We start from the raw sequence: 15,999 nt of genomic DNA on the forward strand, positions 1-15,999 counted from the left end.
CCATGCACCTCACCCCCGAACACGCCACCCGCTTCGCCACCGCAACGCTCGCCCACCTCGGCCGCGAATATCCGTACAAGATGGACCTCGTACTGAACGGCCCCGAGGATGCGCGGCCGCCGCGCGCGCATCACCCGATCTTCCACGGCAGCTTCGACTGGCATAGCTGCGTCCAAGGCTGGTGGCAGATCCTCCGCCTCGCGCACCGCTTCCCCGACCTGCCCGTCGCCGCCGACATTCGCGCCCGCGCCGGCGCCATGCTCGTCCCCGAAAAGGTGGCGGGCGAGCTGGCGTTCCTCAGCCGCCCCTATTCGGCTGCCTTCGAGCGCCCCTATGGCTGGGCGTGGCTCCTCGCGCTGCATGCCGAAGCCGCCCGCCACGACGCCCCCTGGGGCGCCGCCCTCGAACCGCTCGCCATCGCTTTTGCGGCGCGCTTCCACGCCTTCCTGCCCAAGCTCACCTATCCGCTGCGCGTCGGCACCCATTTCAACATCGCCTTCGCCCTCCTCCTCGCGCGCCACTGGGCCGAAACGCTCGACCCCGCCCTCGTCGCCCTCATCGACACCCGCGCCCGCGACTGGTTCGCCGCCGACCGCGACTGTCAGGCGTGGGAGCCCGGCGGCGACGAATTCCTCTCCCCGGCGCTTACCGAAGCGCATCTGATGGCGGTCGTCCTCGGGGACGGCTTCGCCACATGGTTCGACGCCTTTCTCCCGCGCACGGCCGCCGGACAACCCGTGACCCTCTTCACCCCCGCCACCGTCTCCGATCGCAGCGACGGCAAGATCGCCCATCTCGACGGACTCAATCTCAGCCGCGCGTGGAGCTGGCGCGCCATCGGCGCCGCGCTCGGCCCCGCCCATCCCGGCAGCCCCGTCGCCGAAGCCGCCGCGCAGCGCCATCTCGCCGCCGCCCTTCCCCACGTCACCGGCGACTATATGGGCGAGCATTGGCTCGCGAGCTTCGCGCTGCTTGCGCTCGACGGCCTGTAACGGCGCGCCCTTCTCTGTCGTCACGAACCCCGGACTTGATCCGGGGTTCATGACGACGGCGCAGCGATGGATGCCGGATCAAGTCCGGCATGACGAGGGTTTGAAACCACCCGCATTGACAACCCTGCTCCCCACAGCGACAGACGGCGCAAAGGGGGAGAAGGATTGCCATGAAGACGTTGCGCCCGACATCGTTCGACGTCGCCGAACGCGCCGGTGTCTCGCAATCGACCGTCTCGCGCGCGCTTCGGAACAGCCCCGGCGTCAATGCCGAGACACGCGCGCGCGTCTCCGCCGCCGCGCGCGAACTCGGCTATGTCGTCGACCGCCACGCTTCGTCGCTGCGTCTCAAGAGCAGCGAGACGATCGCGCTCGTCACCATCTGCCGCCCCGGCGAGGACCGCAGCGCGATCAATCCTTTCTATTTCGCCTTGCTCGGCAGCATCGCCGCCGCGACCTCGGCACGCGGTTTCAACCTGCTCGTCTCCTTTCAGGAGAGCGAGGCCAATTTCCGCGCCGATTTCGTCGCCTCGGGGCTCGCAGACGCGATGATCGTCATCGGCACCACCAGCAACCGCGCCGCCTGGCAATATTTCGCCGAGGCGCAGGCGTCGGGGCTCGATTTCGTCTGCTGGGGCAGCCCGGGCAGCCCGTTCCACTGGATGCGCAGCGAAAATGACGAGGGCGGCCAGCTTGCCGCCGCGCATTTCGCGAAGACCGGCCGCCGCCGCATCGCCTTCGTCGGACCGCAGCAGTCGCCGCAGCGCCAGTTCGACGAACGGCGCGACGGTTTCGCGGCGACGCTCGCCGCACACGGCCTCACCCCCATCGTCGTCGAGCCGCCCGCCGCCGCCGATCGCCACGCGCAGGGCGTCGCCGCAACGCGCGCCTTGCTGGAGGCCCATCCCGACATCGACGCCATCTTCGCCGCGTCGGACATGCTCGCGCTCGGCGTGCTGCAGGAGCTCAAGGATGCAGGACGCCGCGTACCACAGGATGTCGCGCTGATCGGCTTCGACGGTATTCGCGCCGGCACGCTGGCCGATCCGGCGCTCACGACGCTCGAACCCGATCTCGACGCCGCCGGCGAAGCGCTCGTCGCGATGGCGCTCGAGGACGACGAGCATACGCGCAGCGGCACGCGCATCCCGGTCCACCTCGTCGTGCGCGGCACCGCCTGAACGAAATTCTGCGGTAACCGTGACTTAACTCCCCAAAAAGTAACTTCCTGTTATCCACGCGGGCGTATCCCGGACGGACGGGAAGCGGGAACGGCAAATTGAACGGACAGCTTTTCATTTCGCTGCTCAATCCGGGCATCGGCCTGCTGTTCGCCGCTGCCTTTTTCCTGCTGTGGCTGAACCGCCGCGAAGCCTATGTTGCTTATGCATCGGCCGCCTATGTCGCCACCGCCGCCGCCTTCCTGATCCAGGACGTCGCGCCCGCGCTGCCGATGGAGTTGCAGCGCCTGCCCGCCAATTTCGGCTTCCTGCTCACCGGCATGCTGTTCGCCGCCGCGATCATCAAACGCTATGCGCTCCCCGTTCCCTGGCGCGCGATGGCGGTGACGATCGCGGTGGCCATGGCCTTCTTCACCTGGTTCCTGCTCGTCCAGCCCGACATCCCCGGGCGCATCTATTCGGTCAGCGTCGGCGCCGGGGTGATCGCGCTGATGATCGTCCGCGCCCTGTGGCCGCTCGACAAACCCCATCTGATCGACCGCGTGCTGTTCTGGGTCTCGGCGCTGTCGGCCGCCAATCTGATCGTCCGCCCGGTCGTGATCCTCACCTTCAGCGGCGGCTTCGACGATTATGTCGGTTTCCAACAGTCGGTCTATTGGACCACCGTCCAGTTCAGCCAGGCGATGGTGTCGATCGCCGCGGCGATCAGCCTGATGGTCGCGGTCGCCATCGACATGATCGCCGAACTGCGCCAGCAGGTCGACGACGACGAGCTTTCGGGCCTGCTCAACCGCCGCGGCTTCGAGGCAAAGGCGGGCGCGGCGCTTCGCCGCTCCGCCGACGACGGTCTCCCCGCGGCGCTGCTGATCGCCGATCTCGACAATTTCAAGCAGGTCAACGACAGCCACGGCCACGCGTGCGGCGACGCGATCATCGCCGCCTTTGGCGCGCATGTCCGCGCCGTCGGCCCCGACGGCATGATCGCCGGGCGGATCGGCGGCGAGGAATTTGCCCTGTTGCTTCCCGGCACGGGAATCGAGGCGGCACGCCAGCTCGCCGAAGCGGTGCGCACCGGCCTTGCCGGCGCCTGCGGCGACCAGATTCCGCCCGCCCTGACGCCGACCGCCAGTATCGGCCTTGCCGCGAACGTCCCCGGCACCGGGCTGTCGCAATTGATGCGGCAGGCCGATGAGGCGCTTTATGTGGCGAAGCGTTCGGGTCGCAACTGCGTCCGCACCTTCACCCCCGCCCCGGTCCTTCTCGCCACTGCCTGAAACGTCCGGCCGCGCCGGACCCGCGCGCCCCGCGCCTCCCGTCCGCTCGCACTTTTTGTGCATTGCACACTAAGCAGGCATATACTAACATAGCTTATTAATTTCACTAAGGGGGTCCCCATGCGTTTCCATTTCGTCATCGCACCGTTCATTCTCGCCGCCGCGACCGTGCCCGCGGTCGCCGCGCAAGCCACCGACACGCCGGCCGCCAGCGCGCTGCCCCGCGCGCCCGTCGAAGGCGAAGTTCTGCGCGACGCCAAGGCGCGCATCCTCGGCAAGGTCTACAAGGTCCAGCCCTCGGGCGGCGTGCTCGCCATCGTCAACCGCCAGACCGTCCGCATCCCCGCCGACACGCTCAGCATCGTCGACGGCAAGCTGGTCACCAGCCTTACCAAGAGCGAAGCGCTCAAGCAGAAATAGGGCCCGGCGCTCTCCGAACCGGGTAGTTTCTGCAATGGCCGGTTGGGGGTGGAGAGCTGTCATTCCATATTCGTCGCCCCGCGAAGACTGGGGCCGCTGGCAACCTTGCGCAACGCCTATAGCGGCCCCGCCTTCGCGGGGGCGACGAATTGGGAACGTCCCCTCCCCACCCCACAGCCTACATCGACAAAAAAGGCCGGATGGATCGCTCCACCCGGCCTTTTTAATTCTTCAGGCGCGAAGCTTATTTCTTCGCGGCCGCCTTCTTGGCCGGAGCCTTCTTGGCGGCAGGCTCTGCCTTTTCAGCAGCGGCTTTCGGCGCCGCGGCCTTCTTCGCCGCAGGCTTTTCCTCGCTCTTGGCGGGCGCCGCTTCGGCCTTTTTCGCCGGCGCCTTCTTGGCGGGCGCAGCCTCGGCGGCTTCTTCCTTCACTGCTTCCTTCTTGGCGGCAGGCTTCTTCGCCGCCGCCTTCTTGGCCGGCTTGTGGTCGTGATCATGGTCGTGACCGCAGCCCGGGCCATGGACATGGCCATCGTCGTCGGCTTCGATCGCCGCCTCGATCTCTTCGCGCGTCACTTCGCGGTCGGTGATCTCGGCCTTGTCGAACAGGAAGTCGACGACCTTGTCTTCATAGAGCGGCGCGCGGATCTGCGCGGCGGCGAGCGCGTCCTGCTGGACATATTCGACGAAGCGCTGGCGGTCTTCGGGGCGATACTGCTGCGCCGCCTGCATGATCAGCCGCTGCATTTCCTGCGCCGAAACCTGCACGCCATGCGCCTGCCCGATTTCCGAGAGGAGCAGGCCAAGGCGGACACGGCGCACCGCGATCCCGCGATAATCGTCGCGATCCTTTTCGAGTTCGGCCTTCGCCGCCTCGGGATCTTCCTCGTGGCTGACTTCATGCTCGAGCTGCTGCCAGATCTGGTTGAACTCGGCCTCGACCATCGTCGGCGGCACGTCGAAATCGTGGGCGGCGGCGAGCTGGTCGAGCAGCTTGCGCTTCATATAGGTGCGCGTCAGGCCGTTGAGTTCCTGCTCGACCTGATCCTTCATCAGCTCTTTCAGCTTGTCGAGGCTTTCGAGGCCGAGCGACTTGGCGAACTCGTCGTCGATCTTCGACGCTGCGGGAACCTTCACTTCCTTCACCTTGACGGCGAATTCGGCGGGCTGGCCCTTGAGGTTCTCGACCGGATATTCGTCAGGGAAGGTAACCTTCAACACCTTTTCGTCGCCGACCTTGACGCCGACAAGCTGGTCCTCGAAGCCGGGAATGAGCTGGCCCGAGCCGATCTCGACCGCCATGTCCTCGCCCGTGCCACCGTCGAAGGCGACGCCGTCGACCGAGCCGGCGAAATCGATGATCACCTGATCGCCGGTCGCGGCCTTCTTCGTCTTCGGCGCTTCCTCGAAACGCTTCATCTGCGCCGCGAATTCCTCGATCTTCGCCATCACCGCCTTGTCGTCGGCGGGAACGGTCAGGCGCTCGAGCTTCAGCCCGTCGATCGACGGCGCCGCGATGTCGGGCAGCACTTCGAGCGCGACGGTCAGCTCGGCGTCCTTGCCGCGCTCATAGCCATCGGCGAGAGTGACGGCGGGCTGCAGCGCCGGGCGCAGCTTTTCCTTCGCCATCAGGTCCTTGACGCCCTGGTCGATCGCCTTGTTCAGCGCGTCGGCCGACAGCGCCTCGCCATGCATCTTGCGGATCAAATTCGGCGGCACCTTGCCGGGGCGGAAGCCGGGCATGCGCACAGTGGGCGCAACCGCCTTCACTTCGTCCTCGACGCGCGCGTCGATGTCCTTGGCGGTGATGGTCAGGCTATATTCGCGCTTCAGGCCTTCGTTCAGCGTTTCGACGGTCTTCATTGCCTTGATCTTATCCTTGCTCAAAATCTCGTATCGACAACCCAGCCGAAATGGCGGAGTTCCCCTGTCCCGGCTTGCTGCTCGCGAAGGTGGTGCGGGCGAAGGGACTCGAACCCCCACATCTTGCGATACTGGTACCTAAAACCAGCGCGTCTACCAATTCCGCCACGCCCGCTTGAGAAGCCTCGGCCGGGTGCACGAAATCGCGCGCTGCCGCGCACGCCCGTGCGGGCCGCGCGGGGCTATAGCAGACGCGTGGCCAAGGGCAAGGGCGGAAAGCCCCCTTTACCTAGGCGCATCCCGCTGTCGGAACATGGCGGCCGGCCGTTCGTTGGTAAAGCAAGGAGAGCCACGATGAGCTTCAAGTCCAACCTTTACGTCCACGCCGCCGATCCGCTTCCCAAGCCGAAGCCCGACGTCATCGATCCGGTCGCCCCGCCCGAACAGCCGGTCCAGCCGACGCCGCTCGAGGATCCCGCCGGTCAGCCGCAGGAAATCCCCGGCAGCCCGGGCGGCGGCGATATCGACCAGCCCGGCCGCGGCCCCAGCGAAGTGCCCCCGCAGCAGGTCTGACGCATCGCCCACCGTCGCAGTTCGATAGCATGCGAAGCACTTGACCCGTCCCTCCCGCCCCATCACGATGGCGGCGGGGGAGAGACATATGAAATTGACCGCCGCACTCGCCGCGCTGTTGCTGACCGTCGCTGCGCCTGCCGCCGCGCAGGATATGATCCTGTATCGCGGCGGTCCGATCGTCACGATGGATGGCGACACGCCGCAGACCGTCGAGGCCGTTGTCACCCGCGGCGACCGCATCGCCTTTGCCGGTAGCGAAAAGGAGGCGCGCCGCGCTGCGGGCAAGGGCGCGACCGTCCGCGACCTTGCCGGCGCCACCATGCTGCCGGGCTTCATCGACGCCCATTCGCATTTCACGGTGGCGACGATGAGCGAGGGCGGGCTTGATCTCCGCGACGGCGCGCATGCGGCCGTCACCGATATCGCCGGGCTGCAGCGGGCGATTGCCGACCATATCGCGACTAAGGCAATTCCGCCCGGCGGCTGGGTCGTCGTCTGGCAATATGATCAGGAAAATCTCGCCGAAAAGCGCCACATCACCCGCACCGAACTCGATGCCGTCGCCGCCGACCGGCCCATCGTCGTCCTGCACGTCTCGCTCCACGGCCTCGTCGCCAACAGTGCCGCACTGACCGCCGCGAAGCTGACCGACGCCAGCCAGCCGCCGCCCGGCGGCATGCTGCTGCGCGACGCCGCCGGCCGCCTCAACGGCGTGCTCCTTGAAAAAGCAACCTTCCTGATGCTCGCCGCGATGCCGCAACCGACGGCAGACCAGAAGCTCGCCGCGCTCGACGCGGCACAAAATGCCTATTTCGCCGAAGGTTACACGCATGCGCAGGACGGCGCGACCCTGCCGCCCGACATCGCCTTCCTGACCGGCGATGCGGCGCGCGAGCGGCTGAAAATCGACCTCGCGCTGCTCCCCTTTTCGACCGGCCTCGACGCGCTGCTCGCGAACCCCGACCTCCGGTTCGGCGAATATCGCGGGCATGTGAAGCTGCAGGGAATCAAGTTCGTCCTCGACGGATCGGTGCAGGCGCGCACCGGCTATTTCACCCGCGATTACCGGCGCGGCAGCCCCGAGGGGCACCATCCCTGGCACGGCGAGCCTGTCCTCTCCGAAGCGGCGTTCATCGCGCAGGCAAGGAAGGTCCACGAACGCGGCTGGCAGCTCTTCGTCCACGCCAACGGCGACGCCGCGATCGACATGGCGATCCGCGGCTTCGACGCGCTCGGCATCAAGGCGGCCGACAACCGCCGCCCGATCGTCATCCATTCGCAGTTCCAGCGCCCCGACCAGCTACAAGCCTATCGGCGGATCGGCGTCGGGCCGTCCTATTTTTCCAACCACACATGGTATTGGGGCGACGTCCACCGCACCAACTTCCCCGCCGAGGTCGTCGCTTTCATCAGCCCCCTTCGCTCGGCGCGCGCCGCAGGCCTGACGCCCTCGAACCACAGCGACTATAGCGTCACTCCGCTCGACACGCGCTTCATGCTCTGGACCGCGATGGCGCGCGTCTCGCCGACCAGCGTCGTCAGCGGCCCCGCCGAGCGCCTGAACGCCTATGAAGCCTTGCAGGCGCTGACCACCGGCCCCGCTTGGCAAGTCTTCGAAGAAGACCGCAAGGGCCGCATCAAGCCCGGCCTGCTCGCCGACTTCGTCATTCTCGACAAGAACCCGCTGACCACCCCGGTCGACGCCATCAAGGCCATCAAGGTCCGCGAAACGATCAAGGAAGGGCGTAGCGTCTGGCGCGCGACGCCCTGAGCCGATATCCTCGCGCCGCATCCACAACAGGGGTCTCATCATGCGTCACAGCCTTGCCCTTTTGGTCGCCGTCATCGCCCTCCCCGCGCCAGCACTTGCGCAGCCCGCCCCCGACCTCGCCGATCTCGCCGGCGCCCGCGCGGCGGGCGGCGAAACGCAGCTTCTCGCGCGCGGCTATGTCGCGCGCTTCTCGAATACCGTCGGCGAACAGCGCTACACCTTCTGGTGGAATGCCCGCACCGGCCGCTGCATCTCGGTATCGACCGTCGACGGACGCTATGGCGCGCTGATCGTCGTCCCGGCCGAAAATTGCCGCGACGGCGATGCCGACAACGACGGCCTCGATCACCATCAACCCGCCGCCGATCCGGGCTATCGCGATCCCGGTTCGCTGGTTCTCGTCTGCTACGGCGCGGGGACCCGGCCGACGGTCCAGAACAATCCGCGCTACAGCTGGAACCCCCACGCCCACAAATGGGAATGGAGCAACGAGCTCAGCAACAGCGCGCAGGGATTTAACAGCGATATCCAGCTCGAACTCTACGGTGACCATGGCCGCATTCACCTCGGCCCGAAACTGGTGCCGCCGATCCATTCGGGCGGCGACAACGGCTGGTGGGATCTCGACAATCTGGTCGTCACCCCCGACCGCATCACCGCCAGCTATCGCCTCAATGGCCTCAACAAACCGAAGCTGACCGTCGATCGCCGCTCCGGCCGCATCACCATCGCCGCGCAGACCAATTTCTCGGGCCAGTGCGATATCGGCGACTGGGGTGCCGGGCAGAGGCGGTTTTAGGGAACGGACCGCCGCGTCGCCACTTCGGCCAGCATCGTCTTCAGCGCCGCGGCATCATGCCAGCGGCCGCCCGTCATCACGCCCAGCGGCGCTCGTAACGTCGCGGGTTTTTCCAGCGGATTGTCGGCGACCAGCAGCAGGTCGGCGCGATAGCCCGGCGCCACGATGCCGAACTTCGCCGCGCCCGGTACCGTCTTGGCGATGAACTCGCCCGGGGTGCGCGTTGCCGCCGACAGCGCCTGCCACGGCGTCAGCCCGGCGCCGCGCATCGCGTCGATCTCGTCATGCAGCGCAAAGCCGGGTACCAGCCCCGCGATCGTCGGCGCATCGCCGCCCGCAATCAGCGGGACCCCCGCATCGGCCATCGCCTTGACGAAGCGCGCCTCGAACGCCACCCGCCGCGACAGGTCGACCGCCTTTTTCTGATAGCCCGAGCGCGCCCAGTCGATCCGGTCGCCGGGCGACACATAGCGCGCCTCGGGCGCTGCGAGATAGGCTTTCACGGCCTCGGGCTTGCCGAACTGCGCCGCGATCGTGCGATAGGTGAACAGGTCGGACGTGACGAACGCGCCATGCGCCTTCACCAGCGCGATCGCGTCGGCGATCCGCGCCGCGGCGGGCGGCGCCTGCTGGTCGCTCGCGGGCGGTTCGGGGAAGAAGCCGGTGAAAAACTCCTCGACATGCGCGATCATCGCCTGCCCGGCGGCGAGCTGTTTCGCGAGGCCGACCGCCGCGACATTATGCCCGACGACGCCGATCCCCTGCACGCGCGCTTCGTCGGCCAGCGCCGCGAACGCCTCCGCCGACAGGTTGGTATAGACCTTCATGAAGCTGTAGCCGTTCGCCTTTGCCAGCCGCACGATGGCGCGCGCCTCGTCGGGGGTGCGGACGATGAAATGGCCATATTGCGGGTCGCCATCGACGACGAAGGCGGTGAAGATATAGGGTCCGGGCACCTCGCCGCGGTTCACCGCGATCCGCGTCCGTCCGGCAAAGGCGTTGGTCGCCTCGCCCATGTTGAGCATCGTCGTCACGCCATTGGCGAGCAGCAGCGTCAGGTCGTCACGCTGCGTCACATGATTGTGCATGTCGGCAAGGGCCGGCATCAGCCACGCGCCCTTGCCGTCGATCACCGGCGTCCCGGCGGGCAGCTTCGCCTGGATCCCGACGCTAGCGATCCGCCCGTCGGTGACGATCACGGTGGTGCGTGGAATCACGCGTTCGCGGTCCATCGGCACGACATTGACGTTTGCGAAGACGATCGTCTCGGCCCGCGCCAGCGCGGCGCAGGCGAACATCATCGACAGCGCCAGCAGCGCCCGCAGCATCCGCCGCGCCGCGTCAGCCGGCGCAGAAAGCGACAAAGCGCGCGATCGCCTGCTTGCCCGCCGGCGTCGCCGCCATATCGGTCGCGACGCCATCGGCCGTCATGCGCAGCCACCCGTTCGCCGCAAAGGCGCGGATGAAAGGCGCATCGCCGGCGATTTCGTCGGTCGACGAGAAATAGGGCATTTCCTCGGCCTCGGTCGTGCCGGCCAGCCGCAATGCCTGGTCGCCCGATACCAGCTCGATCGCGCTGAGATCGGGCGAGCCGCCCGAGATCCCGGCAAAGATGCGGTTGCCGCCCTCTTCGCAGGTGAAATTCAGCGGCTGGTCGTCGGTGTCGGTGACTTCATAGGCAAGGATCGCGCTGTTCGCCCGATCCTCGTCATTGACACGCATCGTCCAGTCGTACCCGTCGTTCACCGCGGGCGCGCTCGCAGCGGCCCCCGACACGATCGCCAGAGCACCGCCAACCGAAACCAGAAACCGCTTCATCATCATTCCACCCTTCGTCATCATTATGCATTGATTTCAATGCTTATGACCGCGAAGCGGCTGAATTGCCTGTGAACTGGATCACCGTCAAGCGAGCGCCTTCTTCAGCAGTTCGTTGACGACCTGCGGGTTCGCCTTGCCCTGCATCGCCTTCATCGTCTGCCCGACGAAAAAGCCGAACAAGGCTTCCTTGCCGCCCTTATACTGCTCGACCTTGTCGGCATTGGCGGCGAGGACCTTGGCGATCTCGGCCTCGATCGCGCCGGTGTCGCTCGTCTGCTTGAGGCCTTCGCGATCGACGATGGCGGCCGCGCCGTCGCCGCTTTCGAGCATCTTTTCGAACACGGCCTTGGCGATCGTGCCCGAAATCGTGCCGTCGGCAACGAGCCCGAGCAATTCGCCCGCCTGCGCCGGTGTCACCGGGCAATCCTCGAAGCTCTTGCCGAGGCGGTTGAGCGCCCCGAACAACTCGCTCGATACCCAGTTCGCCGCCGCAGCCGGCTTCGCGCCGGTTTCCAGCAGCGTATCGAACCACAGCGCGCTCTCGACCTCGGCGGTCAGCACGTCGGCGTTATATGCCGAGATCCCGGCCGCCAGATAGCGCGCCCGCTTGGCGTCGGGCAGTTCGGGCAAGGACTCGCGGCATTCCGCCAGAAACGCATCGTCGAGTTCGAGCGGCAACAGGTCGGGATCGGGGAAGTAGCGGTAATCATGCGCATCTTCCTTCGACCGCATCGAGCGCGTCTCGTTGCGGTCGGGATCGTAAAGCCGCGTTTCCTGCACCACGGTGCCGCCACTTTCGATCAGCTCGACCTGACGTTTCGCTTCGCCCTCGATCACCGCCATCACGAAGCGCACCGAATTGACGTTCTTCGTCTCGGTGCGCGTCCCGAACTCGTCGCCGGGCTTGCGGACGCTGACGTTGACGTCGGCGCGCATCGAGCCCTCTTCCATATTGCCGTCGCACGATCCGACATAGCGCAGGATCGACCGCAGCTTGCGCACATAGGCCCCCGCTTCGGCGGGCGAACGCATGTCGGGGCGCGAGACGATTTCCATCAGCGCGACGCCCGAGCGGTTGAGGTCGACATAGGACATCGTCGGATGCTGGTCGTGCATCAGCTTGCCGGCGTCCTGCTCGACATGGATGCGCTCGATCCCGATCACCTTGTCGCCCGGAATCCCTGCCTTCTCGTCGGCTGCGATCGTCAGCGAACCTTCGCCGACAAGCGGATGATAAAGCTGCGAAATCTGGTAACCCTGCGGCAGGTCGGCATAGAAATAATTCTTGCGATCGAACCGCGACCATTTGTTGATCTCGGCCTCGATCGCCATCCCTGTACGCACCGCCTGACGGATGCATTCGCGGTTCGGCACCGGCAGCATGCCCGGCATCGCGGCATCGACCAGCGACACCTGTGTGTTCGGCTCGGCCCCGAACGCCGTCGCGGCGCCCGAGAACAGCTTGGCGTTGGAGGTGACCTGCGCATGGACCTCGAGGCCGATCACGACCTCCCACTCGCCAGTTTCGCCCTTGATGCGATAATCGCTCATCTTACCACCACTTCTCGGCGCGGGCGTTGAAGCCCGCCCGCTCTTCAATTGCCAGCCCCGCGTTCAGCACGCCCTGCTCGTCAAACGCCTTGCCGATGATCTGCAAGCCCAGCGGCAGTCCTTCGCGGTTCAGCGCCGCGGGGACCGACATCGCGGGCAGGCCCGCGAGGCTCGCGGGCACGGCGAACACGTCGTTGAGATACATCGCCAGCGGATCGGCGGTCTTCTCGCCGAGCCCGAACGCCGCCGACGGCGCGGTCGGCGCGAGGATGACGTCGCACACTCCGAACGCCTGTTCGAAATCGCGCGCGATCAGCGTCCGCACCTTCTGCGCCTGCGTATAATAGGCGTCGTAAAAGCCCGCCGACAGCACATAGGTGCCGATCATGATGCGGCGCTTGACCTCGGGCCCGAAGCCGTCGGCGCGCGTCGCGGCATACATGTCCTGCAATCCGGCCTTTTCGGGCAGGTCGCGGAGGCCGTAACGCACACCGTCATAGCGCGCGAGGTTCGACGACGCTTCGGCGGGCGCGATGATATAATAGGCCGGCAGCGCGTATTTGGTGTGCGGCAGGCTGATGTCGACAACCTCGGCCCCGGCATCCTTCAGCATCGCGATACCCGCATCCCACATCGCGTCGATGTCGGGATCGATGCCTTCAAGGCGATATTCCTTAGGAATACCGACTTTCTTGCCCTTGAGATCGCTCGACAAAGCGGCTTCCCAATTGGGCACCGGCAGGTTCAGGCTCGTCGCGTCCTTCGGATCGAAGCCCGCCATATTTTCGAGCATGATCGCGCAGTCCTTGACGTCGCGCGCCATCGGCCCCGCCTGATCGAGCGAGCTCGCGAACGCCACGATGCCCCAGCGCGAGCAGCGGCCGTAGGTCGGCTTGATCCCGCTGATCCCGACGAACGCCGCAGGCTGGCGGATCGAGCCGCCGGTGTCGGTCCCCGTCGCCGCGGGGCACAGCCGCGCCGCGATTGCCGACGAGCTGCCGCCCGACGATCCGCCCGGCGCGAGCGCGGCATTGCCGCCATCCTTGCGCTTCCACGGTGAGATCACATTGCCAAAATAGCTCGTCTCGTTCGACGATCCCATCGCGAACTGGTCGAGGTTGAGCTTGCCGAGCATGCCGCAGCCCGCGTCCCACAATTTCTGCGAAACGGTCGATTCATAACGCGGGACAAAGCCTTCGAGCATATGGCTCGCGGCTGTGGTCTGGACGCCGTTGGTCGCGAACAAATCCTTCATCCCGATCGGCACGCCCGACAAGGGCTTCAGCGTCCCCGCCGCGCGGTCGGCATCAGCCGTCTTCGCCGCCGCGATCGCATGTTCGGGCGTCTCGACGATGAACGCATTCAGCGCCTTCGCGCCCGCGACATTGGCGTTGAACGCCTCGGCGACCTCGACAGCACTGAAATCGCCCGCGCGGTGCCCGTCGCGGATCTCGGCGACGGTCAGGTTCGTAAGTTCGGTCATTATTCGATTACCTTGGGAACGCCGAAAAAGCCGTGCTGCGGCGCGGGCGCATTGGCGAGAATATCGTCGCGGCGGTTGCCGCCGGTCAGCGGGTCGGCATCGACGATATCGTCGCGCAGCCGCAGTATGTTCGGGATCACCGCAGTCATCGGCTCGACCCCGGTCACATCGACCTCGCCGAGTTGCTCGACCCAGCCCAAAATGCCGTTCAATTCGCCTTCCATCGCGGCGGCTTCCGCATCGCTGATCGCGATGCGCGCCAGCGACGCGATTTTCCTTACCGTTGCCTGATCGATTGCCATTCTAGTCGCCTTATCGGGAGAAGCTGCGCCGCTAGCATCCTCCCCCGCGCGCTTCAAGGCAGGCGCGCGATTCTCACTCGAAATCCTCGCCCAGCGGCTTGCCATTGACGAAGAGCTGCCGCCGCTGGACCGGCCGCACCTCGATCACCGCCTTTTCGAGCTCGTCGATCGTCAAACCCTCCGCGATCGCGCCACCGCGAAACCCTTCATAATCCTCGGCCCATTCGCCGGTCTTTGCATCCCGCGCGAACAGCACGACATTGTTGCCGCGCCCGGCCACGACGATGCGGTCGGAACCCAGCACATAGGCGGCGCACGGCGCAGTCTTGCACTGGCCGCGCGTATCGAGCGCTGCATAGGCCTCGGGCGGCAATAGCTGCCCCGCCGGCAGCACCCGCACCTTGTCGCGGATCGGCTTGGCGCCATAGGTCACATCGGCGGCATCGACGGCCTCGCCCGGGACGTTCAGATCCCAGCGATTCTGCGCGGCGAGCGCCCATTTCGCCAGATCAGCCCTAGCCTTGTCGGGCGACTTCGCCAGATCGGCGAGCGCCCGCCGCCCCGCGGGCCCGAAATCGAACGCCAGCGCCGCCCAGTCGAATTTCTCGGCCTTTGTCGTGCCGGTTTTCAATCGCGCCAACTGGTCGCGCGTCGAAATTGCGCCGAAATCCATCAGCGGCAGCGCGAGGAACAGCGCCAGCAGCATCAGCCCGATCGCCAGCTTCTGTTGCAACGGCCGCAGCAGATCGTCGAAATCGCGGCGCCCCTTCGCAACCGACCACAGCCCCGCCGCGCCATAGGCGAGCGCGATGATCGCCGCGATCACCCCCCAGATGCGCTCGGGGGTCCAGCCATATTGGATGACGCGCAAATGCATCGAGTAGAAAGCGATGACCGCAAGCGGCAGCACCGCCGCGACCAGCACCGCCGCCGCAATCTGCAGGAAGCGGTTCGCGGACCGGTCGTCGCGCCCGTTGCCGATCACCGCATTGGCGAGCAGCACGGCGAACGCCGCCGCCGCCATCATCAGCGCCGCGGTGGAAAATCCCGATTCCCAGAGCGGCGTCAGCCCGGTGCCGAGCAGCGACAGCAGGAACAGCGCCAGCGCGGCCGCCAGCACCGGCGCCAGCACGCCGAGCACGATCATCACCAGCCGCTGCAAGGTCGCGACCAGCTTGTCGCGCTCGCGCAGCAGCCCGACCGCGCCGCCGAATGCCGCTCCCGCGAGCATCCAGCCGAACCATTCGCCGTTCAGCAGGCGCTCGATCAGGTCGATCCCGATCAGCTTGAACATCTGCCCGATCAGCACGACGAGCAGGAAAGTGATGCCGACGAAGACCAGCCCCGCCGCGCCGATCACCGCGTCGGTCCAGGCGTGGCTGTGCAGCCGTTCGTAGGGCATCTGCCACAGTTTCCAGAAGCGCCAGTCGGGCGCGACATCGCGGCGTGTCTGAAACAGCGGCGTCGCGACGAGCACCGCCAGGATTCCCGACCAGAACGGCCATTCGATCGGCGACCCGTTGAGATTATAACCCGCCGAATAGCCGCTGATCAGCCCCATCACCGCGCCCCACAGCAGCGCGAAACCCAGTGCCCAGTGCCAGCGGCGGATTTCGACGCCGAGCAGGAAAACCACCGTCGAAACGGCGATGAAGGCCGCAAGCGCGTCGAGCAGCGGCGCCGGTTCGGCGACATATTGGCGGTCGACGAGCATGTGGAACAACAGTCCCGCGAGCGCCCCGATCGCCGCCATGATCCACGGGCGCAGCGGCCATGGTGCGTCATTCTCGTCGAGTCGTACCGAGGCGAGCCGGGGCGAATCGGCGGCGGGCGTGCTTGCAGGGGCGTCGGTCATGCCCAATGTCTAACTTCCAATTTCGTCATGCTGAACTTCTTTCAGCATCCATGGCCTGCCATCCCGACACGCGACGCATATCGTCGCGCCTCGGGCCGTGGACCCTGAACCAA

Annotated in this window: 14 protein-coding genes and 1 tRNA gene; 7 read left to right on the plus strand and 8 right to left on the minus strand. The window is 66.4% G+C overall.

The features are described 5' to 3' along the window. The first annotated feature begins 2 nt into the window (after positions 1 to 2). The 4 genes from LH19_RS15670 (at position 3) to LH19_RS15685 (ending at position 3,867) form a co-directional block, all read left to right on the plus strand. Complete coding sequence (locus LH19_RS15670) at positions 3 to 992, plus strand: DUF2891 domain-containing protein (protein ID WP_054729888.1); 990 nt, start codon at positions 3 to 5, stop codon at positions 990 to 992. A gap of 170 nt (positions 993 to 1,162) precedes the next feature. Continuing rightward, complete coding sequence (locus LH19_RS15675; RefSeq protein WP_054729890.1) at positions 1,163 to 2,173, plus strand: LacI family DNA-binding transcriptional regulator; 1,011 nt, start codon at positions 1,163 to 1,165, stop codon at positions 2,171 to 2,173. 98 nt (positions 2,174 to 2,271) lie between these two features. After that, positions 2,272 to 3,447 (plus strand): GGDEF domain-containing protein, encoded by a 1,176-nt coding sequence (locus LH19_RS15680; protein WP_054729893.1) that lies wholly within the window; start codon positions 2,272 to 2,274, stop codon positions 3,445 to 3,447. Between the two features lie 120 nt (positions 3,448 to 3,567). After that, on the plus strand, positions 3,568 to 3,867 hold the full coding sequence (locus tag LH19_RS15685) for a hypothetical protein (protein ID WP_054729895.1): 300 nt from the start codon (positions 3,568 to 3,570) through the stop codon (positions 3,865 to 3,867). Positions 3,868 to 4,111: 244 nt separating this feature from the next. Here LH19_RS15685 and tig read toward each other — a convergent pair whose 3' ends face one another. Further along, positions 4,112 to 5,728 carry a trigger factor gene (gene tig / locus LH19_RS15690; protein ID WP_054733644.1) on the minus strand — a complete coding sequence of 539 codons (1,617 nt, stop codon included), beginning with the start codon at positions 5,726 to 5,728 and terminating at the stop codon, positions 4,112 to 4,114. Between the two features lie 90 nt (positions 5,729 to 5,818). Continuing rightward, a tRNA-Leu gene (locus LH19_RS15695) sits at positions 5,819 to 5,903 on the minus strand. A 179-nt stretch (positions 5,904 to 6,082) separates the two neighbouring features. On the opposite strand from LH19_RS15695, the gene LH19_RS15700 reads away from it, so the two are divergent. The 3 genes from LH19_RS15700 (at position 6,083) to LH19_RS15710 (ending at position 8,874) form a co-directional block, all read left to right on the plus strand. Then, on the plus strand, positions 6,083 to 6,301 hold the full coding sequence (locus LH19_RS15700) for a hypothetical protein (protein WP_054587146.1): 219 nt from the start codon (positions 6,083 to 6,085) through the stop codon (positions 6,299 to 6,301). Positions 6,302 to 6,389: 88 nt separating this feature from the next. Next, entirely contained in the window at positions 6,390 to 8,075 is a 1,686-nt protein-coding gene (locus tag LH19_RS15705; RefSeq protein ID WP_054729897.1) for an amidohydrolase, read from the plus strand. A gap of 40 nt (positions 8,076 to 8,115) precedes the next feature. Then, a complete protein-coding gene (locus LH19_RS15710; protein WP_054729899.1) occupies positions 8,116 to 8,874 on the plus strand; it encodes a hypothetical protein in 759 nt (252 codons plus the stop codon). Here the strand turns inward: LH19_RS15710 and LH19_RS15715 are convergent. The 6 genes from LH19_RS15715 to LH19_RS15740 all read right to left on the minus strand — a co-directional run bounded on the left by LH19_RS15715 (position 8,871) and on the right by LH19_RS15740 (position 15,886). Continuing rightward, positions 8,871 to 10,202 (minus strand): amidohydrolase family protein, encoded by a 1,332-nt coding sequence (locus LH19_RS15715; RefSeq protein WP_054729900.1) that lies wholly within the window; start codon positions 10,200 to 10,202, stop codon positions 8,871 to 8,873. The two genes, LH19_RS15710 and LH19_RS15715, sit on opposite strands and share 4 nt — an antisense overlap. Positions 10,203 to 10,215: 13 nt before the next feature. Next, a complete protein-coding gene (locus LH19_RS15720) occupies positions 10,216 to 10,698 on the minus strand; it encodes a hypothetical protein (protein ID WP_145923488.1) in 483 nt (160 codons plus the stop codon). Between the two features lie 81 nt (positions 10,699 to 10,779). After that, on the minus strand, positions 10,780 to 12,246 hold the full coding sequence (gatB, locus tag LH19_RS15725; protein WP_054729906.1) for an Asp-tRNA(Asn)/Glu-tRNA(Gln) amidotransferase subunit GatB: 1,467 nt from the start codon (positions 12,244 to 12,246) through the stop codon (positions 10,780 to 10,782). A 1-nt stretch (position 12,247) separates the two neighbouring features. After that, a complete protein-coding gene (gene gatA / locus LH19_RS15730) occupies positions 12,248 to 13,729 on the minus strand; it encodes an Asp-tRNA(Asn)/Glu-tRNA(Gln) amidotransferase subunit GatA (RefSeq protein ID WP_054729909.1) in 1,482 nt (493 codons plus the stop codon). Next, on the minus strand, positions 13,729 to 14,031 hold the full coding sequence (gatC, locus tag LH19_RS15735; RefSeq protein WP_054729912.1) for an Asp-tRNA(Asn)/Glu-tRNA(Gln) amidotransferase subunit GatC: 303 nt from the start codon (positions 14,029 to 14,031) through the stop codon (positions 13,729 to 13,731). Before gatC ends, gatA begins: the two co-directional genes overlap by 1 nt. A gap of 73 nt (positions 14,032 to 14,104) precedes the next feature. Beyond that, positions 14,105 to 15,886, minus strand: coding sequence for a DUF4153 domain-containing protein (locus LH19_RS15740; RefSeq protein WP_054729924.1), 1,782 nt, complete (start codon positions 15,884 to 15,886; stop codon positions 14,105 to 14,107). Positions 15,887 to 15,999 lie beyond the last annotated feature (113 nt).

Origin of the sequence: Sphingopyxis macrogoltabida (assembly GCF_001314325.1) — a bacterium.
Taxonomy (GTDB): Bacteria; Pseudomonadota; Alphaproteobacteria; order Sphingomonadales; family Sphingomonadaceae; genus Sphingopyxis; species Sphingopyxis macrogoltabida.